General features: G+C 68.3%; 25 protein-coding genes, 1 tRNA gene, 1 other RNA gene and 2 pseudogenes. 18 read left to right on the forward strand and 11 right to left on the reverse strand.

Going from position 1 to position 25,451, the window contains the following annotated elements; genetic code table 11:
- The first annotated feature begins 57 nt into the window (after positions 1–57).
- From OG555_RS15370 to OG555_RS15380, 3 genes are all read left to right on the forward strand, one after another.
- Positions 58–855, forward strand: a complete 798-nt coding sequence (locus OG555_RS15370; RefSeq protein WP_329483558.1) for a sensor histidine kinase — start codon at positions 58–60, stop codon at positions 853–855.
- Between the two features lie 59 nt (positions 856–914).
- On the forward strand, positions 915–1,526 hold the full coding sequence (locus OG555_RS15375; RefSeq protein ID WP_329484824.1) for a response regulator transcription factor: 612 nt from the start codon (positions 915–917) through the stop codon (positions 1,524–1,526).
- A gap of 79 nt (positions 1,527–1,605) precedes the next feature.
- Positions 1,606–2,475 (forward strand): class I SAM-dependent methyltransferase, encoded by an 870-nt coding sequence (locus OG555_RS15380; protein ID WP_329483559.1) that lies wholly within the window; start codon positions 1,606–1,608, stop codon positions 2,473–2,475.
- 72 nt (positions 2,476–2,547) lie between these two features.
- On the opposite strand, the gene OG555_RS15385 is transcribed toward OG555_RS15380, so the two are convergent.
- Complete coding sequence (locus OG555_RS15385) at positions 2,548–2,844, reverse strand: helix-turn-helix transcriptional regulator (protein WP_329483560.1); 297 nt, start codon at positions 2,842–2,844, stop codon at positions 2,548–2,550.
- 125 nt (positions 2,845–2,969) lie between these two features.
- On the opposite strand from OG555_RS15385, the gene OG555_RS15390 reads away from it, so the two are divergent.
- Positions 2,970–3,287 carry an antibiotic biosynthesis monooxygenase gene (locus OG555_RS15390; RefSeq protein WP_329483561.1) on the forward strand — a complete coding sequence of 106 codons (318 nt, stop codon included), beginning with the start codon at positions 2,970–2,972 and terminating at the stop codon, positions 3,285–3,287.
- Between the two features lie 79 nt (positions 3,288–3,366).
- On the opposite strand, the gene OG555_RS15395 is transcribed toward OG555_RS15390, so the two are convergent.
- Positions 3,367–4,263, reverse strand: coding sequence for an RNA polymerase sigma-70 factor (locus OG555_RS15395; RefSeq protein WP_329483563.1), 897 nt, complete (start codon positions 4,261–4,263; stop codon positions 3,367–3,369).
- Complete coding sequence (locus OG555_RS15400; protein WP_329483565.1) at positions 4,260–5,435, reverse strand: NAD(P)/FAD-dependent oxidoreductase; 1,176 nt, start codon at positions 5,433–5,435, stop codon at positions 4,260–4,262. The genes OG555_RS15395 and OG555_RS15400 overlap by 4 nt, the downstream gene beginning before the upstream one ends.
- Positions 5,436–5,614: 179 nt before the next feature.
- Here OG555_RS15400 and OG555_RS15405 point away from each other — a divergent pair, with 179 nt between their 5' ends.
- Together OG555_RS15405 and OG555_RS15410 are read left to right on the forward strand one after the other, a co-directional pair.
- Positions 5,615–6,241 (forward strand): RNA polymerase sigma factor, encoded by a 627-nt coding sequence (locus tag OG555_RS15405; protein WP_329483566.1) that lies wholly within the window; start codon positions 5,615–5,617, stop codon positions 6,239–6,241.
- On the forward strand, positions 6,238–7,326 hold the full coding sequence (locus tag OG555_RS15410) for a CU044_5270 family protein (RefSeq protein ID WP_329483568.1): 1,089 nt from the start codon (positions 6,238–6,240) through the stop codon (positions 7,324–7,326). The genes OG555_RS15405 and OG555_RS15410 overlap by 4 nt, the downstream gene beginning before the upstream one ends.
- A gap of 99 nt (positions 7,327–7,425) precedes the next feature.
- On the opposite strand, the gene OG555_RS15415 is transcribed toward OG555_RS15410, so the two are convergent.
- The 4 genes from OG555_RS15415 to OG555_RS15430 form a co-directional block, all read right to left on the reverse strand.
- Positions 7,426–7,767, reverse strand: a complete 342-nt coding sequence (locus OG555_RS15415; protein ID WP_329483569.1) for a hypothetical protein — start codon at positions 7,765–7,767, stop codon at positions 7,426–7,428.
- 3 nt (positions 7,768–7,770) lie between these two features.
- Positions 7,771–9,057, reverse strand: coding sequence for a low temperature requirement protein A (locus OG555_RS15420; RefSeq protein ID WP_329483571.1), 1,287 nt, complete (start codon positions 9,055–9,057; stop codon positions 7,771–7,773).
- A 71-nt stretch (positions 9,058–9,128) separates the two neighbouring features.
- Positions 9,129–9,614, reverse strand: coding sequence for a hypothetical protein (locus tag OG555_RS15425; protein ID WP_329483572.1), 486 nt, complete (start codon positions 9,612–9,614; stop codon positions 9,129–9,131).
- Between the two features lie 229 nt (positions 9,615–9,843).
- Positions 9,844–9,931: transfer RNA gene (locus OG555_RS15430), tRNA-Ser, on the reverse strand.
- Between the two features lie 80 nt (positions 9,932–10,011).
- Here OG555_RS15430 and OG555_RS15435 point away from each other — a divergent pair.
- A complete protein-coding gene (locus OG555_RS15435) occupies positions 10,012–10,638 on the forward strand; it encodes a CatB-related O-acetyltransferase (protein ID WP_329483573.1) in 627 nt (208 codons plus the stop codon).
- On the forward strand, positions 10,635–11,621 hold the full coding sequence (locus OG555_RS15440) for a GNAT family N-acetyltransferase (RefSeq protein WP_329483574.1): 987 nt from the start codon (positions 10,635–10,637) through the stop codon (positions 11,619–11,621). Before OG555_RS15435 ends, OG555_RS15440 begins: the two co-directional genes overlap by 4 nt.
- On the opposite strand, the gene OG555_RS15445 is transcribed toward OG555_RS15440, so the two are convergent.
- Positions 11,598–12,413 (reverse strand): TIGR03620 family F420-dependent LLM class oxidoreductase, encoded by an 816-nt coding sequence (locus OG555_RS15445; protein ID WP_329483575.1) that lies wholly within the window; start codon positions 12,411–12,413, stop codon positions 11,598–11,600. The genes OG555_RS15440 and OG555_RS15445 overlap by 24 nt on opposite strands.
- A gap of 62 nt (positions 12,414–12,475) precedes the next feature.
- Here OG555_RS15445 and ffs point away from each other — a divergent pair.
- Both ffs and nadE read left to right on the forward strand, forming a co-directional pair.
- Positions 12,476–12,572: signal recognition particle sRNA small type (ffs, locus tag OG555_RS15450), an RNA gene on the forward strand.
- Between the two features lie 52 nt (positions 12,573–12,624).
- The gene (nadE, locus tag OG555_RS15455; protein WP_329483577.1) at positions 12,625–13,440 is read left to right on the forward strand and encodes an ammonia-dependent NAD(+) synthetase; all 816 of its coding nucleotides are present in this window, start codon (positions 12,625–12,627) and stop codon (positions 13,438–13,440) included.
- Between the two features lie 3 nt (positions 13,441–13,443).
- Here nadE and OG555_RS15460 read toward each other — a convergent pair whose 3' ends face one another.
- On the reverse strand, positions 13,444–13,842 hold the full coding sequence (locus tag OG555_RS15460; RefSeq protein WP_329483578.1) for a hypothetical protein: 399 nt from the start codon (positions 13,840–13,842) through the stop codon (positions 13,444–13,446).
- A gap of 2 nt (positions 13,843–13,844) precedes the next feature.
- Positions 13,845–14,330 carry a MarR family winged helix-turn-helix transcriptional regulator gene (locus OG555_RS15465; protein WP_329483580.1) on the reverse strand — a complete coding sequence of 162 codons (486 nt, stop codon included), beginning with the start codon at positions 14,328–14,330 and terminating at the stop codon, positions 13,845–13,847.
- A gap of 140 nt (positions 14,331–14,470) precedes the next feature.
- On the opposite strand from OG555_RS15465, the gene OG555_RS15470 reads away from it, so the two are divergent.
- Entirely contained in the window at positions 14,471–16,096 is a 1,626-nt protein-coding gene (locus tag OG555_RS15470; RefSeq protein ID WP_329483581.1) for a long-chain fatty acid--CoA ligase, read from the forward strand.
- A gap of 45 nt (positions 16,097–16,141) precedes the next feature.
- Here the strand turns inward: OG555_RS15470 and OG555_RS15475 are convergent, their stop codons facing one another.
- Positions 16,142–16,957 carry an aminoglycoside 6-adenylyltransferase gene (locus OG555_RS15475; RefSeq protein ID WP_329483582.1) on the reverse strand — a complete coding sequence of 272 codons (816 nt, stop codon included), beginning with the start codon at positions 16,955–16,957 and terminating at the stop codon, positions 16,142–16,144.
- Between the two features lie 76 nt (positions 16,958–17,033).
- On the opposite strand from OG555_RS15475, the pseudogene OG555_RS15480 reads away from it, so the two are divergent.
- The 7 genes and pseudogenes from OG555_RS15480 to OG555_RS15510 form a co-directional block, all read left to right on the forward strand.
- Positions 17,034–19,445: pseudogene (locus tag OG555_RS15480) on the forward strand (DNA polymerase III subunit gamma and tau); the annotation flags it as partial.
- A gap of 1,275 nt (positions 19,446–20,720) precedes the next feature.
- A pseudogene (locus OG555_RS42840) lies at positions 20,721–20,960 on the forward strand (YbaB/EbfC family nucleoid-associated protein); the annotation flags it as partial.
- Between the two features lie 229 nt (positions 20,961–21,189).
- Complete coding sequence (gene recR / locus OG555_RS15490) at positions 21,190–21,789, forward strand: recombination mediator RecR (RefSeq protein ID WP_329483584.1); 600 nt, start codon at positions 21,190–21,192, stop codon at positions 21,787–21,789.
- Positions 21,782–22,426, forward strand: coding sequence for a DUF5063 domain-containing protein (locus OG555_RS15495; RefSeq protein ID WP_328525282.1), 645 nt, complete (start codon positions 21,782–21,784; stop codon positions 22,424–22,426). Before recR ends, OG555_RS15495 begins: the two co-directional genes overlap by 8 nt.
- Before the next feature lie 230 nt (positions 22,427–22,656).
- A complete protein-coding gene (locus OG555_RS15500; protein WP_329483585.1) occupies positions 22,657–23,307 on the forward strand; it encodes a hypothetical protein in 651 nt (216 codons plus the stop codon).
- Between the two features lie 21 nt (positions 23,308–23,328).
- The gene (locus tag OG555_RS15505) at positions 23,329–24,732 is read left to right on the forward strand and encodes a serine/threonine-protein kinase (protein ID WP_329483586.1); all 1,404 of its coding nucleotides are present in this window, start codon (positions 23,329–23,331) and stop codon (positions 24,730–24,732) included.
- Between the two features lie 224 nt (positions 24,733–24,956).
- Positions 24,957–25,433 (forward strand): GNAT family N-acetyltransferase, encoded by a 477-nt coding sequence (locus OG555_RS15510; protein WP_329483587.1) that lies wholly within the window; start codon positions 24,957–24,959, stop codon positions 25,431–25,433.
- Positions 25,434–25,451 lie beyond the last annotated feature (18 nt).

Raw genomic sequence — 25,451 nt, forward strand, 5'->3', positions numbered from 1 at the left:
CGGCGTGCCACCAGCGGATGATGCGGAATCCGGAACGCCCCTGGGACAGTGGTTCTCGTGACCACGATCTGGCTGCTCGTCGCCGCGGTGGCCTGCCTGGCCGCAGCGGCGCTCGCTGTGGCCCTTCTCCGGGCCCGGCGGGCGCACACCCGCGCCTTGGAGGAACGCGGGTGGTTGCTCGAGCGCGAACGGGAGAGTGCAGCGCAGACCGCGGTCGACGCGGAGCGGGCCCGGATCGCTCACGACCTGCACGACATCGTCAGCCACAACGTCAGCGTGATGGTGATCCAGGCCGGCGCGGCGCGGCATGTGCTGGAGACCCAGCCCGATCAAGCCGAGGCGGCATTACTCGCGGTCGAAGCGGCCGGCCGCGACACCATGGCCGAACTGCGGCATCTGCTCGGCCTGCTCGCACCGTCGGCCAGTGGTGAAGAGGACGAGCGACTGGCCCCACAGCCGAGTCTGAGCCGGCTCAGTCCGTTGATCGACCGGATCGCGTTCGCCGGGTTGCCGTTGGAGGTGCGCATCTCGGGGGACCCTCGACCACTTCCGGCCGGGGTAGACGTCACGGCGTACCGGATCATCCAGGAGGCGCTGACCAATGCGCTCAAGCATGGCGACGGGGTGAAGGCCGAGGTGACGGTGCGGTACGCCGACCACGCGTTGCGGGTCGAGATCCTCAACACCGGGCCGAGCGTGCTGACCGGAGGCCGCGCACCGTCAGGTGGTGGCGAGGGGCACGGACTGCTGGGGTTGCGGCAGCGGGTGGCCGTCTACGGCGGCGATCTCGATGCGCGGCGTCGATTGGGTGGCGGGTTCCGCGTCCGCGCGAAGATCCCGCTGGAGCGCCTGTGACGAGCGCCCTTCGAGTGGTGATCGCCGATGACCAGGCCCTGGTGCGGACCGGGTTCCGAATGATCCTGAACGCGCGTGGCATCGAGGTCGTCGGTGAGGCCGGCGACGGTGCCGAGGCCGTCGATGCGGTCCGCCGGCTGCGGCCGGACGTCGTACTGATGGACATCCGGATGCCGACGATGGACGGTCTCGAAGCGACCCGCCGCATCCTGGCCGAGCCCACCGACTGCCGCGTCCTGATCCTCACCACGTTCGACCTGGATCGCTATGTGTACGCCGCTTTGGCCGCCGGAGCCAGCGGGTTCCTGCTGAAGGACGTCACCCCTGAGCACCTCGCCGCAGCCGTCCGGCTGGTCACCACCGGCGACGCGCTGCTGGCTCCGTCGATCACGCGGCGGCTGGTGGAGCGGTTCGCGATCCCGGCCCCGGCCCAGCCCGCGATCCACCGCGACCTCGCCGCGCTGACGCCGCGGGAGGTCGAGGTCCTCACGTTGATGGGCCACGGATTGTCCAACTCCGAGCTCGCCACCGAACTGACGCTGAGCGAGGCGACCGTGAAGACCCACGTCGCCCGGATCTTCGCGAAGCTCGGCCTCCGCGACCGCGCCCAGGCCGTGGTCCTCGCCTACGAAACCGGCCTCGTCCGCCCCGGCGACCCCACTCAGCCGTGATCCGTTGCTGATTGACTGCCGAATCAACTAGATTCGTCAAACCTCGCCCGCCCGGGGCGGACCTAGGGGGAGCCTGTTCATGGCGACTTGCATTCTGTGTGCCGAGACCGGCGCTTTCCGCCCGCGCGGCGAGAAGGACGGCTACGGCATCGAGGAGTGCCCGTCGTGCGGCCTCGTGCAGCTGGTGCCGACGCCGACCGCGGACGTGCTGCGCGCTCTGTACGAGGGGGACTCGTACTTCGAGGGCGGCGCCGGGACCGGGTACTCGGAGTACGAGGACCAGGAGCAGGAGTACCTGGCGACGTTCCGCGAGGACGTGCGCCGGATCCGTGAGTTCGTCCCCAGTGGCCGGATCCTCGAGGTCGGCTGCGGGTACGGCTACTTCCTGCAGTGTGCGCTCGATGCCGGGTTCGACGCCTACGGCATCGATCTCTCCCCGGCGGCCGTCAAGTGGGCCGCGACGCGCCACCCCGGCCGCGTGTTCTGCGGTCTGCTCGAGGAGGTACCCGAGATCCAGGACCAGAAGTACGACGTGATCTTCGGGTCGCACCTCATCGAGCACCTGACCGAGCCGTCCGAGTTCCTCCGCGAGGCGAGCCGCCTGCTCCGGCCCGGCGGCCTGGTGGTCATGGTCACCCCGAACATCAAGAGCCTGCTGGCCCGCGTCTCCGGATCACGCTGGGTGTCGTTCAAGATCCCCGAGCACGTCAGCTACTACGACCCGGCAACTATCACCACACTGCTGAACCGCAGCGGCTACACGGTCCGCGCCGTCGACAGCGCCTATCAGTACTACGCCTTGCCGTTCGTCAGCCGCCGCGTCCGGGAGCTTCTCCACCCGGTCTCGCGGCTCGTCCCGCCAGTGGAACGCCTCCGTTTCCTTCGCGACCGCAAGATCCGCGTCACCAGTGGCTCCATGCGTGTCCTGGCCGCCTACAACGGCGAGTGATGTGACCCGGCCCTGATCTCCCGCGTCGCCACCGCCTGGACCCGCGCCAGCCGCTGAAGCGCCGAGCCGTGCTCAGGCGTGGTCGCGAGTTTCGAGGTCCGTGCGGGCGAGGAGGGTCACTAGTTGGCCGACCGTTCGCTGTCGCAGCAGAGCCCCCGGCAGGGGTTTGTCGACCTGGACTGCGTAGCGATTGCGGCGGCCGTTCTTGTCCTTGACCACGTAACCGGCCTCCACCAGATCGGTGACGATGCCGAAGGCCGCGCGCTCCGTGATGCCGAGCGTGGTGGCGATCTCCCGCAGCCGCACGCCCGGGTCGTCGGCAATGCACAGCAGTGCCTGCGCGTGGTTCGTCAGGAAGCCCCAAGCCATGACACAGAGTATACCGGAATCTTAATCCAGGAATTCTATTGCTAGTATTGAAATACCAGCGTAGGTTCGGTGGTGGAACTGGTTTGTGGGTCTACGCAAGCCGCTCCACGATAGGAAGGCACACCATGCGCTGTACGCGCGTAGCTCTCTACGACATCAAGACCGGCACGTTCGACGAGGTAGTCACCCAGGCGAAGGCCGAGATGGTTCCCTTGTTCAAGGGCAGCGACGGCTTCGTGTCCTACGGGGTGGCTCAGGTCGACAAGAACGCCTTCGTCTCGATCAGCACCTGGGAGACCAGGGCGCAGGCCGACACCGCCGCAACCAAGGCCGCGGACTGGGTCAAGGCCAACAGCGCGGACCGCTTCACGCTGCGCATCAACTACGTCGGCGATCTGGCCATCGACACCGGTCATCGCGAGCCGGCGCCGATCGCGCACTAGCTCGTCGGTTCGACGACTCACGAGACCGGTCCGGCCGCTGATGCGGCCGGACCGGTTCTCTTCGTTCTGCCGGATCACCTCAGCGGCTGATCTGACGCGGGACCGTCATCGCGACGAGCTTGTCCGGGTTGCGGATGACGTACAGGTTGGTGATCTTCTCGCCGGTGATCTCGATCAGCAGAACGCCTTCGGGGTGGTCGCCGAGGTTGGCGACCATCGCGGGCGCGTTGTTGTAGTTGGCCATCTGGAGCCGCAGGCCGGGCCTCTCCCGACCGGTGCGGAAGAGATCCATCAGGACGGCAGCCACCTTCCGCGCGCCCACCACCGGCCGGCGCGACGCGGTGACCTTGCCGCCGCTGTCGGCGGTCCAGACGACGTCCGGCGCGAGCAGGTCGAGCAGCCCCGCCAGGTCACCGGTCGCCGTCGCGGTCATGAACTGCTCGGTGATCCGCGCGGTCTTCGCGGTGTCGACGGGCTGGAATCGCCTGCGTCGCGCCTGCACGTGTTCGCGCGCGCGGTGCGCGACCTGGTGGACCGCCGCGACGGATTTGCCCACAGCGGCCGCGACTTCGTCGTACCCGAAGCCGAACACCTCGCGCAGCACGAACACCGCACGCTCGTCGGGGGTAAGTGTTTCGAGCAGTACGAGCATGGCCATCGACACCGACTCGGCGAGCACCACGTCGGCCGACGGGTCGTTCTCGTCGAGCAGCAGCGGTTCGGGCAGCCAGGGGCCGACGTAGTCCTCGCGCCGGCGTGTGCTCGCCCGCAACGTGTTGAGCGTCTGACGGGTCACCAGCCGCGCCAGGTACGACCTGGTGTCCCGCACCGTCGCGAGGTCCACCTCAGCCCACCGCAGATAGCTGTCCTGCAGTACGTCGTCGGATTCGGTGGCGGAGCCGAGGATCTCGTAGACGATCGTGAACAGCAGCGGCCGCAACAGAGTGAACCGCTCGGCATGCTCGTCGGTGGTCATGGGGACGTGACCACCTGCGGACGCTCCAGCTGCCGACCGCCCTTGATCCAGGCCCAGGAACCCGGCTCGCGGGCCTCGCGACGGATCCTCGACACCGCGAGCTTGCAGGTCTTCTCCTTGATCGCGGCACCCAGTCGACCACCGATGTAGATGTTCACCACGGTGTCGTCCTTGCGGGCGAGCTGCCGCATGGCGGCGTGCCGGCCGAGGCTGACGCACGACCCGGTGAGGGCCTGGTTGATCACCGCCGGTTCGGTCCCCGCGATGTGGCTCAGCACAGTGTTGGCGGCCTGCGCCCCCAGCGGTCCGGCGGCCTGGCAGCTCATTCGCAGCGGTTGACCCGACGGTGCCGCGGCATCTCCGGCGGCGATCACCCGGTCGTCGTCGACGCTGGTCAACGTCTCGTCGGTGAGCAGCCGGCCGAGCGAGTCAGTACGCAGCCCGCTCGCGGCCGCCAACTCCGGTACGCCGAAACCGGTCGCCCAGATGGTCAGTGCGCTCGAATGCGTCGTACCGTCGGCAACGACGATCGCATCCCGCCGGACCTCGGTCACAGCGTCAGTTTCGCGCACGGTGACACCGTGCCGGGACAGCCACTTGGCGGCGTACCGGCGACCCGGAGAACTCCAGGACGGCACCAGGGTTCCACCACACACCAGGGTGACCTCGCGTCCTTGCTCGGCCAGCTCGGCGGCCGTCTCGATGCCGGTCAGTCCACCGCCGACCACGGTGATCGGAGAGTCGACGGGCAATTCGTCCAGCCTGGCGCGCAGCCGCCGCGCAACCTCGAACTCGGCGATCGGGTAAGCGAATTCGGCCGCGCCAGGCACTGATGACGGGATCGCCGCGGTGCTGCCGACCGCATAGATGACGTAGTCGTATTGCAGCGTGCGGCCCGACACCAGTTGCACCGCGCGGGCGGCGGTGTCGATCCGCAGGGCGCTGTCGACGACCAGATGGATGCCCTCGCCGAGCAATGTCCCGTAGTCGATCGTGGCGTCGTCGGTGCCGGCCACGAACTGGTGCAGCCGCACCCGTTCGACGAAATCCGGTCGCGGGTTGACCAGGGTGATGTCGACGCCGTCGCGCATCCGCAGATGGTTGGCCGCGAGCGTCCCGGCATACCCACCACCGATGACGACGACCTTGTGCTGTGTCTCGTGTTCACTCATGCCCTCAAGACACCGCCGACCCCCAACCCCTGACACGACGTGACGCACGTCACCCCTTGGACGAGAGGGAGTGGGTCGCGGTCCTGGCATGGTTTCTGGGTGGGCGAGAAGTGCTGTCGGCCGATCGGGCAGAAGCCATTGTGAACCGACCCCAAGCGGCATCGTTCGCCCTTGAACGCATGCCACCCGAACACCATCCGCCGCCGAGGCCTGCCCTGACCCCGGCGCCGAGCCCGACGACGGACCCGGATGCCCAACTCATCTCGTCCAGTCAGGATGCACCGCAGGACTTCGCCCTGCTGTTCGATCGGCATGCCGTCGCGATCCACCGCTACGTCGCCCGTCGACTCGGCAGCAGCGAGGCTGACGACCTGGTCGGTCAGACGTTCCTGATCGCCTTCGAACGCAGACACCGTTACCACGAGTCCTCGGCAGGTGCCCTGCCCTGGCTCTACGGGATCGCCACCAATCTGGTCCGCCGCCGACGGCGAGACGAGGTCCGCCAGTACCGTGCGTACTCGCGCTCCGATCCGGGTGTATCCCTCGACGGCGCGGACATCCTCGCGGCGGAGGTTGCCTCCCGGGTCGACGCAGAATCCGCCTCTCGTGCGCTGGCCGGAGTACTGGCCGGCCTGCGGCAGAGTGAGCGGGACGTCTTGCTGCTCTACGCCTGGGAAGACCTCAGCTACCCCGAGATCGCCGACGCCCTGGACATCCCCGTCGGGACTGTCGCGTCCCGCCTGCACCGAGCCCGTCGAGCCCTGCGTGCGGCTCTCGGCCCCGACTTCCTGGAGAACCCATCATGAACGAGATCGACCTGCTCAAGCGGGTGCGCGACGACGTTCCCCCTCCCAATCCGGTCGCACTGGCCCGCGCCCGCCAGCGTCTGGTGCCCCAGCCTCCTGTCCGCCGCCGCTCCACGGCCCGACGCCGGGTGCTGGTTGCCGGTGCGTTGGCCGCGACGCTGGCCGCCGGCTTCCTGGTCAACGATGTGGTCACCCGGGACGGGGGTACGGCGACACCTGGCGCCATCGCTGACGCCAGCACCTTCCTGGCCACCGCCGCCGCACACACCAGCGCCAACCCCGACGCGCCGATCCCACCCGGTCACTATCGCCAGATCACCCAACGAACCCAGCGCACGTGGAACTTCGGGCCAGGCAACAAGTTCCATGGCACCAGCCTCAACGTGACCGACTGGTGGGTCACCCCTGACCAGAACCCGCCGTACACCGTCATTATGGTGCTCAACGCCAAGAAGACGTTCTCCAGTGAGGCGGCCAGAACGCTCTGGAACAAGACCGACCCCTTGAACATCAAGCCCGAGACCCTCAGGTCCCGCGATGCCTGCGGGGTGGGAATGGAGGGCGGATCCATCGCCCCCCGAGGGAGGGGGAACGTCTGCAGACCCAGCCTGTTCCACCCGTCCGGCGACTATCTCGCCCGGCTGCCACGGGATCCGTCCGCGCTCCTGGCGGCGCTGCGCGAGCAGAATCACATGCTTCGTTACCCGCACATGGATCCCAAGGTGGCAAACGCCAGGGTGTTCGACAGCATGGTCACCATCCTGGCCTCGGGGATCGCGCCGGCCGATCTTCGCGCTGCCCTGTACGAGGCAGCCCGTCAGATTCCCGGCATTCAACTCCAGGCCGATGCGGTGAACCTCGATGGTAAGAGCGGCCGCGCCATCAGCCTCGTGGAGCAGTTCGGCATCCGCAAGGAACTGATCATCAACTCCCGAACCGGCCAGTTCCTCGGGCTTCGCGAAGTCGCCACCATCACGGCACCACTCAACGGCGACGGTGACCCGATGCCCCTGAAACGCGGCGACATCGTCACCTGGACCTCCGTCAGCACCCGAATCACCCCGACCCGGCCCACGGTTCACTGACCAACGAGCCGACTCCGGGGCGGCTCCCAAACCAGAGAGCCGCCCCGGCTTTGTGTCATCCTCCCAGAGACCAAAGCCACGCTCGCGCGGGGACGATACTCATTTCGCCGCCTTTACCACCCTGGAGATAGCCCATCCCAGAGTGCTGATGACGGGAATGGCGACAGCAAGCGCGGCGATCGTGTTCGGCCGGAAGCGAACGCCGTCCGCGCCGCCGACGTACGCGCCCAGCGGAATCGCGACGCCACCGCCCCCTCCGCCGTCGCCGAGTTTCGGCGAGCCCTGGGTACCACCGAATCCGTAGCTGACGAACGCGACGGGGATGATATCGACCCCATCAATCGTCTGCTTGTCGCCGTAGGCAAGTGTGATGCCGCGATCGCTGACTCCTGCCGCCAGTTTGTCGGTGAGGTCGCCATGAGCTGCTTCTGCGTCTGCCACTGCTCAAGCCTTTCGTTCGGACGATGCTGGAGGTGCCAGGAGTCCGGCGAGCTGCATCTCGTGGGCGCGCCATCCGCCCAATTCGTAGGTCACGATCACTGTGACGGGACAGGCCAGGGTGAGAAGAAGGCACACCCACAGCGGCGACCCGACAGACGCAAGGACGATCGCGATGATCGGGAGAATCAATACGGCCAAGTGAAGTAGGACGCTACGTGGAAGTGAGGAGATGAGCCACGCAAACAAGAGGTAGCGGGTGAGCATGAAGAGCAGCACGGGGCCGGCGACAGCGACTACTGCCGTCCGCACTTGGACGGGATGATCAGGATCATAGACGCCGCCGACGACATGGAGGCCTGCGCCTGTCGCCGCGACGGCAATGAACAGGGCAATGTGTCCGTACGCCCAGGGCACCACCTTCTTGCGGCGAGCGCGGAGGGCGAGTCCGTGCGGCACCAGGAAGTAGACCCACCACAGTGCGAAGGACATCGCGACGCCGGCAGCAATGACGACCACAGCATCGACCGTCCATCCGTGGAGCGCCGAGATCTGCGTCGCGGCGGACAGAGTCCCCAGGACCGTCTCACCGAGGGCGATGATCGTGAGGAGCGCATATCGCTCAGCCAAGTGATGGGGATTCCACGGCGTCACACCCCCGTTCGACCTGCCCCTTGCCTCGGCGACGACCGGACCCAGCGATTCGATGGTGAAGAGGACACCGATAACCACGAGTGAAGGAACCACCGTGAAATGACTCAGCGCGAGAAGTATCCACCCGAGCTGCGCGAGGCCTACAACCACACCATAGATGAAGGCCGGTCGCCGGTATTGTGGGTCATCGTGCGCGGCGCGTACCCACTGGAGCGCGACGGCCACCCGAATAACGACGTACCCGGCGACCACGAGTCCGATGTCGACATCTCCGGAGCTCTCGATCGACGCGAAGAGCGGCGGCAATCCGATGGCCAAGACCAGGACTCCGGCCATCTGGATCATGGTGAGAACTCGAAAAAGCCAGTCGTCGTTGTCGAAGGCGGATGCAAACCAGGTGAAGTTCGTCCACGCCCACACTGTGGTCGTCATCGCAATGATGAAGCTCACGGTCGCAGCGGCGGGGTGGCCTCCGCTGACACCGTGGGCAAGCTCGCCGGCAGCGACACCGAACGCTGCGACGAATGTGAGGTCGTAGAGCAACTCGAGTGGAGTCGCCGCCCGTCCACTTTCGGTGGCATCGCGCCCCACCATCGACCTGAGGCCGTGCCTGTACCGCCCGTTCGACAACAGACTCACGAGAACACTCTAAGTACGCCCGGCGCGGAGCAGAAGCTCAAGCTGAACGCCCCCCGGGCGTATCGCTGTGACTAGCCCTCGGAGAGCGCTTCGATCACGTCCTTGGAATGGGTCAGCGGGATCCTGCTGCCCTCGAGCTCGATCCGCGAGTCGCTCTCGGGATGGATCAGCTCGAGCACCCTGACGTTCACTCGCTGGTGGACGCTCACCTCCAGCCCTGCCCTCGCGACCTTGAAGACCATCGCGCCGGGCTCCTTGCTGCGCGACCGGCCCTCGAAGCCGTAAACCCCGTCGGCGGTCACTCCGACCAACATGAACTCGGGCATCCCGTGAGCGGCCGCGTTCGCGCGCATGCCACCGATCACGCCCGCGGCCTCACCGACGGCTCCACCTACCGAGCCACCGACTTCGCCCAAGCTGCCGCCCGCCAAACCGCCGGCGAAGAGCGAGCCGGTCTGGCCGCGGGGGCTGAACTGGCCCGCAGCGATCACCTCATCGGCGATCCCCTCACGAGTCAGCGCCTGCTGAACCGCGTGCTCTATCTTTTCCTCGGACATCGCTCCTCCTGGCGCTCCCGGTTGATCAGCTGTAGCGGTCCCAGGCTCGCAGCTATCGCTCCAGGTTGACAGGACATCCACCGGCCGCCGTTGGTGAGCCCGTCCCGGACCCTGGTTGAGACCCTGAACGAGAGAAGGCCGATCGCGGATGCGACCGGCCTTCTTCCTTGCTCATCCCTGTAGAGCTCGAAACCACGCTCTGACCTGCGGCTTCTTGACTCCGGGGGAGTGGCGGAGGATACGAGATTCGAACTCGTGAGGGGTTGCCCCCAACACGCTTTCCAAGCGTGCGCCCTAGGCCTCTAGGCGAATCCTCCAAGCGCAGAGAATACGCGAGGGTGCACAGGAAGGTGAAATCGGGCTGCTGGTGGTCAGCCTCCTCATCTAGGGTCGCGGTATGCACGGTGCACCGGATCCGAACGTCGTACACCCGATGCCCGCCACAGACCGCGTGGTGCTGCTGAAAGCGGTGGTGACGTCGCCGCTGATCGAGGTGGGCGACTACTCGTACTACGACGACCCGCGTGACCCCACCGCCTTCGAGACGAACAACGTGCTCTACCACTACGGTCCGGAGCGGCTGCGCATCGGCAAGTACTGCGCACTCGGCGAGGGCACGACGTTCGTCATGAACGGTGCGAACCACCGGATGGACGGGGCGTCGACGTTCCCGTTCCCGATCATGGGTGGTGCGTGGTCGGAGCACTTCGACCTGATCACCGGACTGCCGGGCCGCGGCGACACCGTGGTCGGGAACGACGTGTGGTTCGGATACCGCAGCCTGGTGATGCCCGGCGTGACGATCGGCGACGGTGCGATCGTCGCGTCTGGTGCGGTGGTGGTCGACGACGTACCGCCGTACGGGATCGTCGGTGGGAATCCGGCCAAGCTGATCCGCCGGCGGTTCTCCGACGACGACGTTGCCCGGCTGCTCCGGATCGCCTGGTGGGACTGGCCGGCGGACCGCGTCACAGCCAACGTCCGGGCGATCATGGCCGGCACTATCGAGGACCTGGAGAAATGAGCCTTGTACTGCGCCCGATCGCACCGGGCGACGTGGATGCCTTGCAAGAGTTGATCGAGTCCGACCCGGGCTACACCGAGCGGATCACCGGCTACCCGCCGGGACCCGCGGACGCGCAGAGCCTGTTGATGATGCGACCGGAGGGCCTGCCCGAGGAGGGGAAGGTCGTCCTCGGCGCGTTTGTCGCTAACCGGTTGGTTGCCGTCGTCGACCTGCTCAGGGGCTATCCGAACGACCACACCGCCTTCATCGGCCTGCTCGAAGTTCACTGGAACCACCAGGGCAGCGGTCTCGGCAGAGCGACGTACGAAGAAGTCCAGCGGCACGTCGAGACCTCGTGGCCCGAAGTGCGGACGATCCGGCTCGCGATCGTGGACACGAACGCGCGGATCGCGACGGGCTTCTGGCTGCGGCAGGGGTTTACGGCCACCGGTGAGGAGCGGCCGTATCGCTACGACAAACTGGAGTCGACCGCACGCCTCTACGAGAAGCAGCTGACCTGGGCGCATCCCGCGCTGGAGGTGCGGGAGTGCTCCGTCGCTGGCAAGGGCCTGTTCGCGACGCAGCCGATCGCCAAGGGCGAAGTCGTCGGCCAACTGTACGGCCGCCGGGTCAACACGGCGGAGCTCCGTGAACTCCTGAAGCGTCCGCCCGTCGACACGATCACGATCGGCGAGGACGAACACCTTGTGCTGAGCAACGACCCCCGCCCTGTGATTGCTTATGGCAACCACAGTTGTGACCCGAACATGTGGTGGATCGACGCCGTCACGCTCGAGGCCCGCCGGGACATCGGGGTGGGCGACGAGGTGACGAGCGACTACGGGACCTCTACCGGTGTGGACTACGAGCTGCACTGCACCTGTGGCTCACCGCTATGCCGAGGCGTCATCACGGGTGAGGACTGGAAGCAGCCGGAGCTCCAGAGCCGGTACGGCGACCACTGGATCCCGGCGCTGCTACGCAAGCAGCGTGGGGGCTAACGCTCTCCACTGCTCGACCGGCTGAGGACCGGTGACACCTGTGATCACGTTGACCGCGACGTGGTCGACTCCGGCGTCCAGATGCTCGGTCAGCTTCGCCTTGATGTCGGCCGGCGTACCCCATGCGGCCAGTGCGTCGACCATCTGATCCGGGAGCTCAGCCTGGTCCTTCGCACTGAATCCCTGCCGCTCGAGGGAGGCGGCGTACCCGGGGATCCGTGGGAAGAAGCCGATGGTGTCCCGTGCGATCGCCCGGGCCCGGTCCGCGTCTGACTCCAGTACGACGAGGTGGCTGACCGACAGCAGCTTGTCCGGGCCGAGTACCTTGCGTGCCTCAGCGGCGTACGCAGCACTGATCAGGAACGGGTACGCACCGGCGGACCGGTCCCGCGCCAGCTCCAGCATCCGCGGGCCGAGCGCTGCGAGCACACGCCGCTCCATTGGTACGTCAATCTCGTCCAGGTAGGCATTGAGGGTGGCGAGCGGCTTGGGGCCGTGCGCTCCGCCCAGTCCGACCGTGAACCGGCCCGGTGCGGACGCTTCCAGCGCGGCGTACGTCGTACTGACGTCGGCCGCGCTGTATCTCACGACCGCGAGGATGCCGCTGACGAATTTGATCGAGGTGGTCGCGCCGACCAGATCGACGATGGTCTGGAGTCCCGGCAGCGGGCCGCCGGACAGCCAGATCGCGGGATACCCGAGCGCCTCGGCCGCCCGCGCGGCCTCGATCGACTGCTCGCTGCTGTCCAGACCCGTCGAGATCCCGAACGGGCCGAATTGATGATCCGTCACGCAACCAGAGTAGTCCGGGGGGCGGGATTTCGGGCCTGCGGAGGAGATCCCGTACACTCGTCTCCGGTTCCCCGCGTGGCGGTATCTCGCCCAACTCCCCCAGGGCCGGAAGGCAGCAAGGGTAAGTGAGCTCTTCCGGGTGCGCGGGGAATCCTCATGTCCGGGCTGTCTAGGCTGGTGGCGCTTCGACCGACCACAGCGAGGGAGCCCGATGAGCGCCGAGCGCCGTTACCTGCAGGAACTGATCATCGCCGAGCTCGGCGTCACCGCGTCGTTCGATCCGGACACCGAGATCGAGCGCCGGGTGGAGTTCCTGGCCGACCAGGTCCGGCGGAACGGCGTGACGTCGTACGTGCTCGGCATCAGCGGCGGGGTCGACTCTGCGACTGCGGGCCGTCTCTGCCAGCTGGCGGTGGAGCGGGTGCGGTCGGAGGGCGGTCAGGCGACGTTCATCGCGATGCGGCTGCCGTACGGCGTCCAGGCGGACGAGGTGGACGCGCAGCGCTCGCTGGAGTTCATCAAGCCGGACGAGACGCTCGTGGTCGACGTGAAGCCGGCCACGGACGCCATGGTCGAGTCGGTCCGGCACGCGGGGCTCGGCGCCCGGGAGGACTTCCACGTCGGCAACATCAAGGCACGGCAGCGGATGATCGCGCAGTACGTCGTCGCCGGGGCACGCGGCGGTCTCGTCGTCGGCACGGATCACGCGGCGGAGGCGGTGATGGGGTTCTTCACCAAGTACGGCGACGGCGCCTGCGACCTCACGCCGTTGTCCGGCCTGACCAAGCGCCGGGTCCGTGAGGTGGGCTCACGCCTGGGCGCGTCTGACGAGATCACCGGCAAGGTGCCGACGGCCGACCTCGAGACCAGCAACCCGGGCGTGCCCGACGAGGTCGTCCTGGGCGTCACGTACGACGAGATCGACGACTTCCTCGAAGGCCGCGAGATCGACGAGAAGGCGGCCGCGACGATCATCGGCACCCACCGGCGAACCGCCCACAAGCGCGCTCTGCCGCTGGTCGTCTAGCGCTCAGGCGGTGTGCGCGAGTTGGCGGACGCGGTTGGCGAGGCGGGCCAGGCGGATGGTGGCGACGTTGCGGTAGGCCGGGCGCAGAACCGTTGCCAACGGCCCGGACTGCTCGAACGTGTGAGTGATCTGGCGGTCCGGGCCGATGGTCCAGATGCCGACCTCGCGGAACCCTGGGACCTGCCAGGTGATCTCGATCCGATCCGCCTCGACCGCCGTGTACTGCAACTCGCCGGCCAGGCCCGGGCGCACCTGCAGCGCGTATCTCGCACCTAGCTCCGCCTGCTCCGGTCCGTCGATGGTCAGGAACGCCTCGTTCCACTCCGGCAGCGCGAGCACGTCCAGCAGGACGTGCCGGATCGCCGTCGGGTCGGCGGGGATGGCCTCGGTGGCTTGCTCCATGACTATCTCTCCTCGGCGAGGTGATGGTCGTACTCGGGGTCTCGCCGGCGGGCCAGCGCGGCCCCGGCGGGGAACGCGTCGGCGACGGCGCGCAGCGTGGTGATGGTCTCGTCGAGCGCCTGACCTGCGACGAGGTCGTGCATGGTCCGGTGCAGGCGGTTCTCCGCGGTGACGATGCGCCGGTGCAGCGCCCGGCCCTGCGGGGTCAGGCTGAGCGCGAGGTAGCGCCGGTCAACCTTGTCGATGCCACGTTTCACCAGCCCTTGCCCGACCAGCCGATCGACGAGGCGGCTCGGGCTGTTGCCGGTCTCGCAGACCAGCAGGTCGCCGAGGGCGTTGAGCGTCAGCGGCCCGTGATCGCGCAGGACCCGCAGGACCTCGGCCTGGGACGGTGTGATTCCGAGCGGTCGCAGCTCGGCGGCGAGCAGCCGGGTGCCCTCGCGCTGGATCGCCAGCACGAGATAACGCAGCTCCTCGACAACCTTCATGGCCGATATATTACACGACACGTATGTTGTGTCATCTATCCGTGCCGCGATCGTTCGTTGCTCCGAGTGCCGGAAGAGTGCCGGAGAAAGTCCGGCTAGCTTCATGGTCAAGGTGGCATCGCGACTGGCACAGTGTTGGCATGAAGGGTCTGATGCAGAGCTACCAGCTGTCCCTGGACACCATCTTTCTCCGGGCCGAGCAGTTCTACCCGGACAAGACCGTTTACACCGGCGGGCCGGCGCCGACGAAGCTGACGTACGGCGACTGGGCCGCGCGGACCAGACGCCTGGGCGGTGTCCTGGACACGCTCGGGACTAGTCCGGACGGCCGAGTCGCCACCTTCGCGTGGAACTCTGGGCGCCACCTCGAGCTGTACTTCGCCGCGCCGTGCACCGGCCGGGTCCTGCACACGCTCAACATCAGGCTGTTCCCTGACCAGGTCGTCTACATCGCGAACCATGCCGAGGACGAGGTCGTTTTTGTCGACAAATCGCTGCTCGGGCTGTTCCTGCCGCTGCTCGAGCGGCTGCCGCTGATCCGCCATGTCGTCGTGATGGACGACCTCCCACCGGGAGCACCCGGTGCGGAGGTGCCGGATGATCCCCGGTTCCACGACTACGAGGAGCTGCTGGCCGCGGCCGAGCCGGTCGAGTTCCACGTCGATGACGAGAACCAGGCCGCCGCGATGTGCTACACGAGCGGTACGACGGGCCATCCCAAGGGCGTCGTGTATTCACATCGATCGACCTGGCTGCATTCGATGGGCGTCCTGACGAACGCCGGTCTCGGCCTGACCGAGACCGACACCGTGATGCCGGTCGTGCCGATGTTCCATGCGAACGCCTGGGGCCTCGCGCACGCGGCGCCGATGGCCGGCGCGTCCTTGGTGTTCCCGGGACCGGACATGAGTCCGCAGGGGATCCTCAAGTTGCTGCAAGAACAAGAGGTCACGTTGTCGGCGGGTGTGCCGACGATCTGGCAGGGTCTGCTGCCGTTGCTGGACGGGGTCGAGTTGCCCAAGCTCCGGCGGATCCCTTGTGGCGGATCCGCCGTACCGCCGGCTTTGTCGGAGGCTTTCCGGGAGAGGCTCGGTCGGCCGATCCTGCAGGCGTGGGGCATGACTGAGACCAGCCCGGTGGCGACCGCGTCGCACGTGCCGGCCCGGTACGACGCGCTTGCTGAGGACGAGAAGGCCCGGCTCCGTGCCCGCCAGGGGCTGCCGCTGCCGGGGGTCGAGGTGCGGATCGTCGAGCCCGGGTCGATCACTCCGCTGCCCTGGGACGACAAGGCCACCGGGGAGCTGCAGGTCCGCGGCCCGTGGATCGCCGCCGAGTACTACCGCCCGGACGATGGCGCCCAGCTCAACACCGAGGACGGCTGGATGAAGACCGGCGACGTCGCCGCGATCGACCAGTTCGGCTCGGTTCGCCTGGTCGACCGCACCAAGGACCTGGTCAAGTCAGGCGGCGAGTGGATCAGCTCGGTCGAGCTCGAGAACCTCCTGATGGCCCACCCGGCCGTCAAGGAGGCCGCCGTCATCGGCGTCCCGCACCCGAAGTGGGACGAACGCCCCCTCGCCTGCATCGTCTGCCAGGAAGGCGAAACCGTGACCGGCGAGGAGATCCTGGACTTCCTCCGCCCCCAGGTCGCGAAGTGGTGGCTTCCCGACGCCGTCGAGTTCATCGAGGAGGTGCCGAAGACCTCGGTGGGGAAGTTCTCCAAGAAGGACCTCCGCACCCGCTTCGCCAACTACCACCTCGAGTAGCTCGGGTGGACGCGTCAGTTGGCGCTCATCGGCTCCTCGGGGGCGTCAGCTGAAGTCCACGTCGAACTGACGGCGGAGGTGGGCGAGGGTCGCGTCGACGAACTCGGTCGGCCACGGCTCGCCGGTTTGGTGGGCGAGGGCGGTGCCGCGGCGGATGAACTCCCGGCAGATGTATTGGTTGGCCGCGACGATGTCCGCGGGGTCGGTGCCGGCCGCGGGGATTGCTTCCAGGACGGCGCGTTGTTCGTCGGAGAGGTAGGCGTTGAGGCGCTTGGCCCCACCGGTACGACGTACGCCGCGCTCGGCGAGCATCAGGGTGATGAGTTGGTCGCGGACCGCCCCGATGCCCTGGTTGGCGACGATCCGTTCGTCGCGGCCGAGGACCGTGACCAGGTTCCCGAGGAAGTAGAAGAAGAGGTTGACCGCGACCGCCGGCCAGTACGGGTCTCCGGGCCGACCGCCCTTCCGCGGGAGGTCGCCCTCCGGGAACAACGTCCCGTCCCGGTCGAACAGCACCCGCACACCGTCGTACCCGAACCGATCGAAGGACTTGAGCGGATGCACGATCAGGTCGACATGGAGCCAGTCGGCGGTGATCCCGAGCCCACCGATCAACCCGGGCACCCGATCCGCCAAGACGGTCGGCCCGGCGACCTTCTGCAGTACGTCGGCCCAGTTCTCCACGAACCACTCCAGGCTCTCGTCCGTCACGACCAGATGCACGTCGACGTCGCTGAACCTGTCCGCCTCGCCGGTCCCGTAACTTCCGATCAGGTAGACCGCGAGTATGCGCACGTCCTCGGGCAGCACCTCTCGGGCTCGCCCGATCGCCGCCTGCTGCAACTCGTCCCCAGTGTCCACCTGCCTCACCTTAGGGCGGTCCTGGTTCCACCCATCCCTCGCACCCCACTCGCGCACCGCGGGGACGAGGCTGGTTTTGTCGGGGCGCGGCGCTAGGGTGGCGGGCGTGGAAGCACCCCTTGCGTTGTACCGCCGGTATCGCCCGGAGACGTTCGCCGAGGTGATCGGGCAGGACCATGTCACGGCGCCGCTGCGGAACGCGCTGAGCAACAACCGGGTGAACCACGCCTATCTGTTCTCCGGGCCCCGCGGGTGCGGGAAGACCACCAGCGCGCGGATCCTGGCGCGGGCGATCAACTGTGAGAAGGGCCCGATCGCGGAGCCGTGCGGGGTGTGCAAATCATGCACCGACCTGGCGCGCGGTGGTCCCGGCAGCATCGACGTGATCGAGATCGACGCCGCGTCGCACGGTGGTGTGGACGACGCGCGGGACCTGCGTGAGCGGGCGTTCTTCGCGCCGGTCGAGAGCCGCTACAAGATCTACATCATCGACGAGGCGCACATGGTGACCACGCAGGGCTTCAACGCCCTGCTGAAGCTGGTCGAGGAGCCGCCGCCGCACCTCAAGTTCATCTTCGCCACCACCGAGCCCGACAAGGTGATCGGGACGATCCGGTCCCGGACCCACCACTACCCGTTCCGCCTGGTGCCGCCGAAGGTGCTCGGCGACTACATGGCCTCGCTGTGTCAGTCCGAGGGTGTCGCGATCGAGTCGGCCGCGCTGCCGCTGGTCGTGCGCGCGGGCGCAGGGTCGGTGCGTGACTCGCTGAGTGTGCTCGACCAGTTGATCGGTGGCGCGGGTCCGGAGGGAGTGACGTACGAGCTGGCCGTCGCGCTGCTCGGGTTCACGCCGGACTCGTTGCTCGACGCATGCGTTGATGGGTTCGCCGCGCATGACAGTGCGGCTGTGTTCGAAACGATCGAGAAGGTCATCGAGACCGGGCAGGACCCGAAGCGGTTCGCGGAGGACTTGCTGCGGCGACTGCGGGATCTCGTGGTGCTGTCCGCCGTACCGAATGCTGTTGCCTCTGGTCTGATCGAAGCCGCTGAGGACCAGGGCGAGCGCTTGCAGACCCAGGCCGCCGGGATCGGCTCGGCGGAGCTCACCCGGGCGGCCGACATCGTCGCGGCCGGTCTGCTGGAGATGCGTGGCGCGACGGCTCCCCGCCTTCAGCTCGAACTCATCTGCGCCAAGGTCCTCCTCCCCGGTGCCGACGACTCCACCAACGGCATCCAGGCCCGCCTCGACCGGATGGAACGACGCCTAACCATCGGGGTCCCCACCACTACACCAGACGCCGCCCCTGCGGGCCCAACGGGTCTCGGCGGCGGAGCTGTCCAGGACGCTGCCCCCAGCCGAGCCCCAGTCCGGGCCGCCGCTGGTGCGGTAGGCGCGGCACCCGACAGTACGACGCCGGCCGAGCCCGCCGCGGACGCCGGAGCCGCTGCGGCCCCTGCACCGGCAGCTGACGCCAGCCCAGGCGCCGCCGCATCCGGAGCTGGCTCCTCGAGCGCGGCGGCCGGAGGCGATGCAGCTGGCGCGGGTGCCGGTGGTGGCACGGCGACGGGTGGTGCAGTTGGTACCGCTGGCAGCGGGGGTGCCGGTACGTCGCGGCGCGGCGCTGGGACGGGAGACGCAGGGCGCGGGGGTGCTGTTGATGGCGGCGCTTCCGGATCCGGTTCGGTGGCAGCTGGTGCAGGGCGTACCGGAGCGTGGGGCGATGAGTCTGCGGCTCCGGCGGCCGTGGTTGGTGCTGGGCAGGCGGTCGGTGGTGCTTCGGGGACGGCTGGTGCTCCGGTGGGTGGGGGCTCGGGGGCGACGTCTGGTGGTTCTGTGGGGCTGGCGGATATTCGGCGGTTGTGGCCTGAGGTGCTCGAGGCGGTGAAGAGCAAGCGGCGGTTCGCCTGGATCATGCTGAGCCAGAACGCGCAGGTCATCGCCGTCGACGATCAGACACTGACGCTGGGATTGGTGAACGCGGGGGCGCGGGAGAGCTTCGCCCGTTCCGGCAGTGACGAGATCCTCCGGCAGGCGATGATCGACACCATCGGCTTGAACCGCCGGATCGAAGCCGTCGTCGACCCCTCGACCGATCCCGGCGCAGGCGGCGCACACCAACCAGCCGGCCCCCGACCAGGCGGCCCGCAGGCAGGTAGCCCAGGCGCAGGCGGTCCAGGCACGGGCGCCGGCGGCCCGAGCACGGGTGCCGGGGCCGGTGGGGCGGCCGGAGGTTCCGGAGCCGGCTCGGCCGCGGGTGGAACGAGCACGGGTGGCGGAGCCGATGGGTCGGCTGCAGGTTCCGGTGCCGGTGGCTCGGTCGCGGGTGGTTCTGCGGCCGGTGGTCCGGGGGTCGGCGTACAGGCTGTGGATGGTTCTGGAGTCGGTGGTCCGGCCAGTGGTCCCGGCGCGAGTGCTCCCGGCATGGGTGGCATGGGCGCCAGTGGATCCGGCGCGGGTGGTCTCGGCGCCGGTGGTGCGGGCGGATCCAGGGGTGCTGCGGCCTCGAGCGGTGCGGGCGCGAGTGGATCCGGTGCGGGCGGGCTCGGGGCGAGTGGAGCAGGTGCGGGTCCGGGTGGCGGTGGTGGTACCGCGGCTGGCGGGGTTGCGGCCGCGGGATCGGCGTCGGGTGGTGTGGGTTCCGCTGGCCCGGAGGCTCGGACCGGTGCGTGGGGTACTGGTGTGGCGGCGACGCCTGGTGCGGGTGGGGGCGCTGTAGGCGGGGCTGGGGACCAGCCGGGCGGTGGTCAGTCGTCGGTGAACCCGGGACGCAACGCCGGGCAGGCTGGCGCGGGCGGGGCCGCAGGGGCTGGGCAGTGGGGTGATAGCGCAGGTGCGGCGGTTGCCCTCCAGGAGCCGCCGGATCCGGAGTATGACGACGTACCGCCGGAGCCTGATCCGTGGGACGACGTACCGGTGTCGCGGCAGGGTCCGCGAGCCGCTCGCGCAGACGGGCCCGGGACGCGGGCTCCGGGAGCTGGGCAGTCGGCCGCGACCACCAGGCAGTCCGGTGGGTCGGCTGGCGGGTCTGGGGGCGATCGGCGTGAGCAGGCGGCGAGTAAGCGGCGCGCTGCAGAGGCGGCGGTTGCGGCTGAGCAGGCGCGGCGGGCGGCTGCTGCGCCGGCCGCTCCGGTGGTGCCGCTGACTCCGGAGGAGGAAGCGGACGCGATCGGCGAGGACGACGTGGTGCTGGAAGAAGACTCCCGCACGCACACAGACCTCCTGCGCGAGACCCTAGGCGCCCAAATCATCACCGAAGAGCCCAACTGACCATCAGCCACAATCACCCGCCAACTGGCTAACCGCAAACGCCCACCGGCCGATCGCAAAGCCCGCTGGCCACCGGGCACCCACCGGCCGGTGTCGGGGCTCGGTACGTCGTCGTGGCCGGTGGAGGACGGTTAGGTTCTCGGGCGTCGACCTCGCTGGTTTGACGCTAGGGTCGCGCGCGCAGCACCAACCGCCCGGCGTCGTGCTGTGCCAAGCCCGCTGTGGGGGCGCCGGAGAGAGGTGGGTCGCTGGGCGGAGGTTTTCCACAGGGGTGGGGCTGGGGGTGTGGGTGGTTGCGGTGGGTGTGCACAGGAATCACGGGGTGTGGATTGGGGGTGTCCACAGGGGTGTGGAAAAGTTGGGGAGACTGGTCGGTTTCTGGGGGATCGTGGGGTTGTCGGGGCGACCGGCTAGTGTTGAGGCTCGGGCTAGACACGGAGCGGTTGGGACGAGGAGATCGCGGTGTTCGACGGTGGCGGTGCTGGGGGCTTCGACATGTCCAACCTGCTCGCGCAAGCGCAGGCGATGCAGAACCAGTTGATGGAGGCTCAGGCCGACCTGGAGAGCCAGGAGATCGAGGGCTCCGCCGGCGGTGGGCTGGTGACCGCGCTGGTGTCGGGTACGGGTGAGCTGCTCAGCCTGAACATCAAGCCCGAGGCCGTCGACCCCGACGACACCGAGACGCTGGCCGATCTGATCGTCGCCGCGGTGCGCGACGCCTCGGAGAACGCGAAGGAAGCCGCGGCGCGGGCGATGGGCCCGCTGGCCGGTGGGCTGCCCGGGTTCGGCGGCGGAGCGGATGTTCCCGGCGCCGGTGGTCCGGCCGGTTTCAGCCTGCCCGGTACGTCGGCTCCCGCGGTGGAGCAGGGTGACGACAAGCCCGGCAACCAGGGCACCAGCGGCAGCGTCGGGTTCACGAACCCGGGCAGTGGGACCGGCCCGTCCGGTCAGAACCCGGGCTGACGTGTACGAGGGGGCCGTTCAGGATCTGATCGACGAGCTCGGCCGATTGCCCGGAGTCGGTCCGAAGTCCGCCCAGCGGATCGCGTTCCACCTGCTCGCCGCCGACGAGACCGACGTACGCCGGCTCGCGCATGTGCTCGTGCAGGTCAAGGAGCGGGTCAAGTTCTGCGAGATCTGCGGCAACGTCGCGGAGGAAGTGCAGTGCCGGATCTGCCGTGACCCGCGCCGCGACCTGAGCCTGATCTGCGTGGTCGAAGAGGCCAAGGACGTGGTCGCGATCGAGCGGACCCGCGAATTCCGCGGCCGGTACCACGTGCTCGGCGGGGCGATCTCGCCGATCGAGGGGATCGGACCGGACGAGCTGCGGATCAAGGAACTGATGGTGCGGCTGGCCAGCGGTGAGGTCACCGAGATCATCCTGGCCACCGACCCGAACCTCGAGGGTGAGGCGACGGCCACCTACCTGAGCCGTCTGCTGCGGCCCATGGGGTTGCGCGTCACCCGTTTGGCTAGTGGACTTCCAGTAGGCGGTGACCTCGAGTACGCGGATGAGGTCACACTCGGACGGGCGTTTGAAGGGCGACGATCGATAGATGACTGATTCAACCGATATTGCAGAGCGCGCACTGCGCACGGACTCCGAGGACCTCACCGAGTTCGCCGAACAGATCGCCGACCAGGTGCAGAGCTTCCTGATCTCGGTGCGCGACATCGCCGCGCAGCCGGACGAGGACGGCGTGGACGAGGGCCTCGCCTCGCTGCCGTACCTGCTGCTCGAGGTGAGCCAGCTGCTGCTCGCGGGTGGCCGGCTCGGCGCGTTCGAGGACTTCGTCCCGGAGGAGCGGTTCGAGAGCGACGCAGGACCGGATCCGGATCTGGACGCGATGCGGGACCGGCTCGCGGTGCTGTTCGAGGGCCTGGACGAGTACGCCGAGGTCTTCGACCCGTACGCTGCGCCGCCCGAGATCACCGTCAACCGGCTGTCCGACGACCTCACCGCGATCGCGACCGACCTCGTGCATGGCCTCGCGCACTACGAGGAAGGCCGGATCGTCGAGGCGCTGTGGTGGTGGCAGTTCTCGTACGTGTCCACGTGGGGTGCCGCGGCGAGCGCCGTACTGCGGGCGATCCAGTCGCTGATCGCGCACGACCGGCTGGAGCCGGCCCACGACGCCGAGACCGAGGCCACCGATCGCGAGCTGGTCGAGGTCGCGGAGGAAGCCGTCCAGCGCCGCTGAAGTTATCCACAGGCCGCCTCCGACCGGACCCCGCGAGGGGTGCCTCAGCCACTACGGTGAGGATCCGATCCGGTCAGGAGGTCTGGGGTGCAGCAACCGTTGGACCTAGAAGTCGGCGCTACCTTCACAACCACGCCAACCCGACCGATCGTGGTCGCGGTGACCGCGACGCTGGTTCTGCTCGTCCTGGCAGTGCCGTACGAGTGGGTTCTAACGCTCGGAGGAGGGCGATGGCTGTCCATGACCTGATCCGGCGGCTGCCCGATCCGCCGACGGTACGGCGGATCAGTCGTGCGCTCGCGGTTCTGGATCTGATCCTCAATGACGACGACGACCTGCTGAACTTCTTCTCGTTCGACGCGCGCTGGTCGGAGACCGAGGAAGCCGCGCTGATGCGGGACGGGTCCGGCAACGAGTACTCGATCGTGTTCTCGCCCGCCGGCGTGTTCGCGTACGGGTTCGACCACGAGTCGCCGATGTCGCCGTGGGTGAACGGCATGCGGACCTGGCCCGGACTGCTCGACGGCGTCCCGGAGGTCTTTCAGGCAGCGCGCGACGAGCCCGCGTTCCGTGACGATGTGCCGAGGGCGACGGTGTGTTTCTGGCGTACGACGGACGACTCCGCGTGGCGCTGCGGTCCGGTAGAGAACGCCGACAAGGACGGTGCCGACTGGCTGTTCGAGGTGATCGCCGACGGCCGGCCGGAGGCGTACCTGACGTTCGCGGAGGACTACTACGAGGTTGCCCTCGACCTCGAGTCGATCCGGCACGCGTACGCCTTGATGCCGCTGACCGAGTTCGTCGTGACCTCGCTCAACCCGAGGCGCCGGTTGGCCGATCTCACCGAGGGGATCGCCGAGATCGGTTACCCGCGGTCCTGAAGCGCGTTAGCGTGTCGCCCGATGACGCACGTAGAGGATCCGGCGGTGATCGGGTCGTTCACGATCCAGGGCCGGCTCGGTCGTGGTGCGATGGGTGCGGTCTACCTCGCGCGCTCGCCCGGTGGGCGGCTGGTCGCGGTGAAGGTGGTCCGTGACGAACTGGCCGGTGACGCGGCCTTCCGGGCCCGGTTCGCCCGCGAGATCGAGGCGCCGCGGAAGGTCGGTGGTGCATTCACGGCCGCGGTCGTCGACGCCGATCCGGACGCGGAGCATCCCTGGCTGGCCACGGAGTACCTGCCCGGACCGACGCTGCAGAAGGCGATCGACACGTCCGGCCCGTTGACGCCCGGTGGGGTGCAATCGCTTGCGGGCGGCCTCGCCGAGGCGCTGATGGCGATCCATGCCAGCGGCCTCATCCACCGCGATCTCAAGCCGTCGAACATCGTCCTGACCGACAACGGTCCGCGGGTGATCGACTTCGGCATCGCCCGCGCACTGGAGGAAGCGAGCCTGACCGCGACCGGCGTGGTGGTCGGTACGCCAGGCTACCTGTCGCCGGAGCAGATCACCGGTACGGCGATCGGCCCGCCAAGCGACGTGTTCGCGCTCGGGGCTGTGCTGGTGTTCGCCGCCAGCGGACGTGGTCCATTCGCGCACGGGAATCCCGCATCCCTGCTGCATCGAGTCGTCCACGAGCAACCACACATCCCGCCGCTCCCCAATCCACTGCAGGACGTCGTACGCCGATGTCTCGCACGCGATCCCTCGCATCGGCCGACGCCAGAAGAACTACTCCAGGTGCTCGGATCATCCGCGAGCACAGCTCTCCTCAGCCCACCCGCCGAGACGATCCCCTACCCGCTGCCGCCGACCAAACTCCTCCTCGCACAACCGCAACCCCTGCAACCGCGGCCGGCACCACCGACGGGCGCTGCCTTCACTACCAGCCGGACGCGGCCGGCGATCATCGCAGGCATCACCACCGTCCTCTTCCTCGCCTTCATCCAGCGCGACCCGCAGATGCAAGCCCAGCACCCGGCAACCACCGCATTCTTCGGAATCGTCGACCTGATCTTCCTGTACTTCGCCATCCGCAGTTGGCGCCTCGTCCTGCGCCGTCGCGTCGTCCTTCGCCTGTCCCCACAGGGATTGAGGGTCGAACGCGGCTACAAGCAAGGGATGATCCCCTGGGACGGCGTCACCCGGCTCCGCGTCGGCGGTGACGTCCGACATCCCTGGCTGATCGCGTGGCTCGAAGCGCCGTACCAATCCACGCTGCCGGCGCCGAAGCGACGGCACCACGGCGGCATCAGGATCTACCCGATCGCCCACGGCGCCACCGTCAACCGCCGCATCCGCCAGGTCGACGAACTCCGCGCCGCCCTCAACTGGTACGCCGGCCGCCTGCACGACAACTCGTACTAATGCCGCGTCAAGCAAGGTTGGCGAGGTAATTCGGAGCGACCATCACCCCGAAGCCCGCCCCGGCGGCCAGGTGCGGGGTTCACCCCTGATCTGGTCCCTTCACCCCGCGAATGCGGCACGTAGAAGGGTGCAGCTGCGAGGTTCTCCCCTGACATTGCCCGGGGCGGAAGGCGCGTGCGGTGACGACCTCGACGTTTCTTGGCGAGGCGCTAGCGTTGACCGACATGAAGGTACGAGCTGCCACGGGCGCGGATCGCGCGGCCATCGTCGACATCCTGACCGCCGCGTGGGGCGGCACGATCGCTGTCGCCCACGGAGTCGCGTATGACGCCGCGACGCTGCCGGCGTTGGTGGCCGAGCAGGACGACCGGATCGTGGGTCTGCTCACCTACACGCTGGCGGACGGCGAGCTGGAGGTCGTCACCATCGACGCCCCAGTGCGACACCTGGGTGCGGGCAGCGCCTTGCTGGCGGCCGCGACGGAAGTTGCCCGGGAAGCGGGCGCCCGCCGGCTGTGGCTGATCACCACGAACGACAACCTCGACGCGCTGCGGTTCTACCAGCGACGTGGGCTGCGGATCGTCGGCGTCACTCCGGACGCGATGGACGCATCGCGCAAGCTCAAACCGTCCATCCCGCTGACGGGTGCGTACGACATCCCGTTGCGCGACGAGCTGACCCTGGAGCTGCGGCTCGACTAGCCGGGCAAGCAACCTAGC

Source organism: Kribbella sp. NBC_01484 (assembly GCF_036227145.1).
Classification (GTDB): domain Bacteria; phylum Actinomycetota; class Actinomycetes; order Propionibacteriales; family Kribbellaceae; genus Kribbella.

Bases quoted from the DNA above. Each gene is read 5' to 3' on its own strand.
- nadE (WP_329483577.1), top strand. From the start codon at position 12,625: ATGAGCGCCGAGCGCCGTTACCTGCAGGAACTGATCATCGCCGAGCTC.
- OG555_RS15425 (WP_329483572.1), bottom strand. From the start codon at position 9,614: ATGTCCGAGGAAAAGATAGAGCACGCGGTTCAGCAGGCGCTGACTCGT.
- OG555_RS15380 (WP_329483559.1), top strand. From the start codon at position 1,606: ATGGCGACTTGCATTCTGTGTGCCGAGACCGGCGCTTTCCGCCCGCGC.
- OG555_RS15410 (WP_329483568.1), top strand. From the start codon at position 6,238: ATGAACGAGATCGACCTGCTCAAGCGGGTGCGCGACGACGTTCCCCCT.
- OG555_RS15465 (WP_329483580.1), bottom strand. From the start codon at position 14,330: ATGAAGGTTGTCGAGGAGCTGCGTTATCTCGTGCTGGCGATCCAGCGC.
- OG555_RS15435 (WP_329483573.1), top strand. From the start codon at position 10,012: ATGCACGGTGCACCGGATCCGAACGTCGTACACCCGATGCCCGCCACA.
- OG555_RS15495 (WP_328525282.1), top strand. From the start codon at position 21,782: ATGACTGATTCAACCGATATTGCAGAGCGCGCACTGCGCACGGACTCC.
- OG555_RS15405 (WP_329483566.1), top strand. From the start codon at position 5,615: ATGCCACCCGAACACCATCCGCCGCCGAGGCCTGCCCTGACCCCGGCG.
- OG555_RS15390 (WP_329483561.1), top strand. From the start codon at position 2,970: ATGCGCTGTACGCGCGTAGCTCTCTACGACATCAAGACCGGCACGTTC.
- OG555_RS15395 (WP_329483563.1), bottom strand. From the start codon at position 4,263: ATGACCACCGACGAGCATGCCGAGCGGTTCACTCTGTTGCGGCCGCTG.
- OG555_RS15505 (WP_329483586.1), top strand. From the start codon at position 23,329: ATGACGCACGTAGAGGATCCGGCGGTGATCGGGTCGTTCACGATCCAG.
- OG555_RS15460 (WP_329483578.1), bottom strand. From the start codon at position 13,842: ATGGAGCAAGCCACCGAGGCCATCCCCGCCGACCCGACGGCGATCCGG.
- OG555_RS15375 (WP_329484824.1), top strand. From the start codon at position 915: ATGATCCTGAACGCGCGTGGCATCGAGGTCGTCGGTGAGGCCGGCGAC.
- OG555_RS15500 (WP_329483585.1), top strand. From the start codon at position 22,657: ATGGCTGTCCATGACCTGATCCGGCGGCTGCCCGATCCGCCGACGGTA.
- OG555_RS15470 (WP_329483581.1), top strand. From the start codon at position 14,471: ATGAAGGGTCTGATGCAGAGCTACCAGCTGTCCCTGGACACCATCTTT.
- OG555_RS15510 (WP_329483587.1), top strand. From the start codon at position 24,957: ATGAAGGTACGAGCTGCCACGGGCGCGGATCGCGCGGCCATCGTCGAC.
- OG555_RS15440 (WP_329483574.1), top strand. From the start codon at position 10,635: ATGAGCCTTGTACTGCGCCCGATCGCACCGGGCGACGTGGATGCCTTG.
- OG555_RS15400 (WP_329483565.1), bottom strand. From the start codon at position 5,435: ATGAGTGAACACGAGACACAGCACAAGGTCGTCGTCATCGGTGGTGGG.
- OG555_RS15385 (WP_329483560.1), bottom strand. From the start codon at position 2,844: ATGGCTTGGGGCTTCCTGACGAACCACGCGCAGGCACTGCTGTGCATT.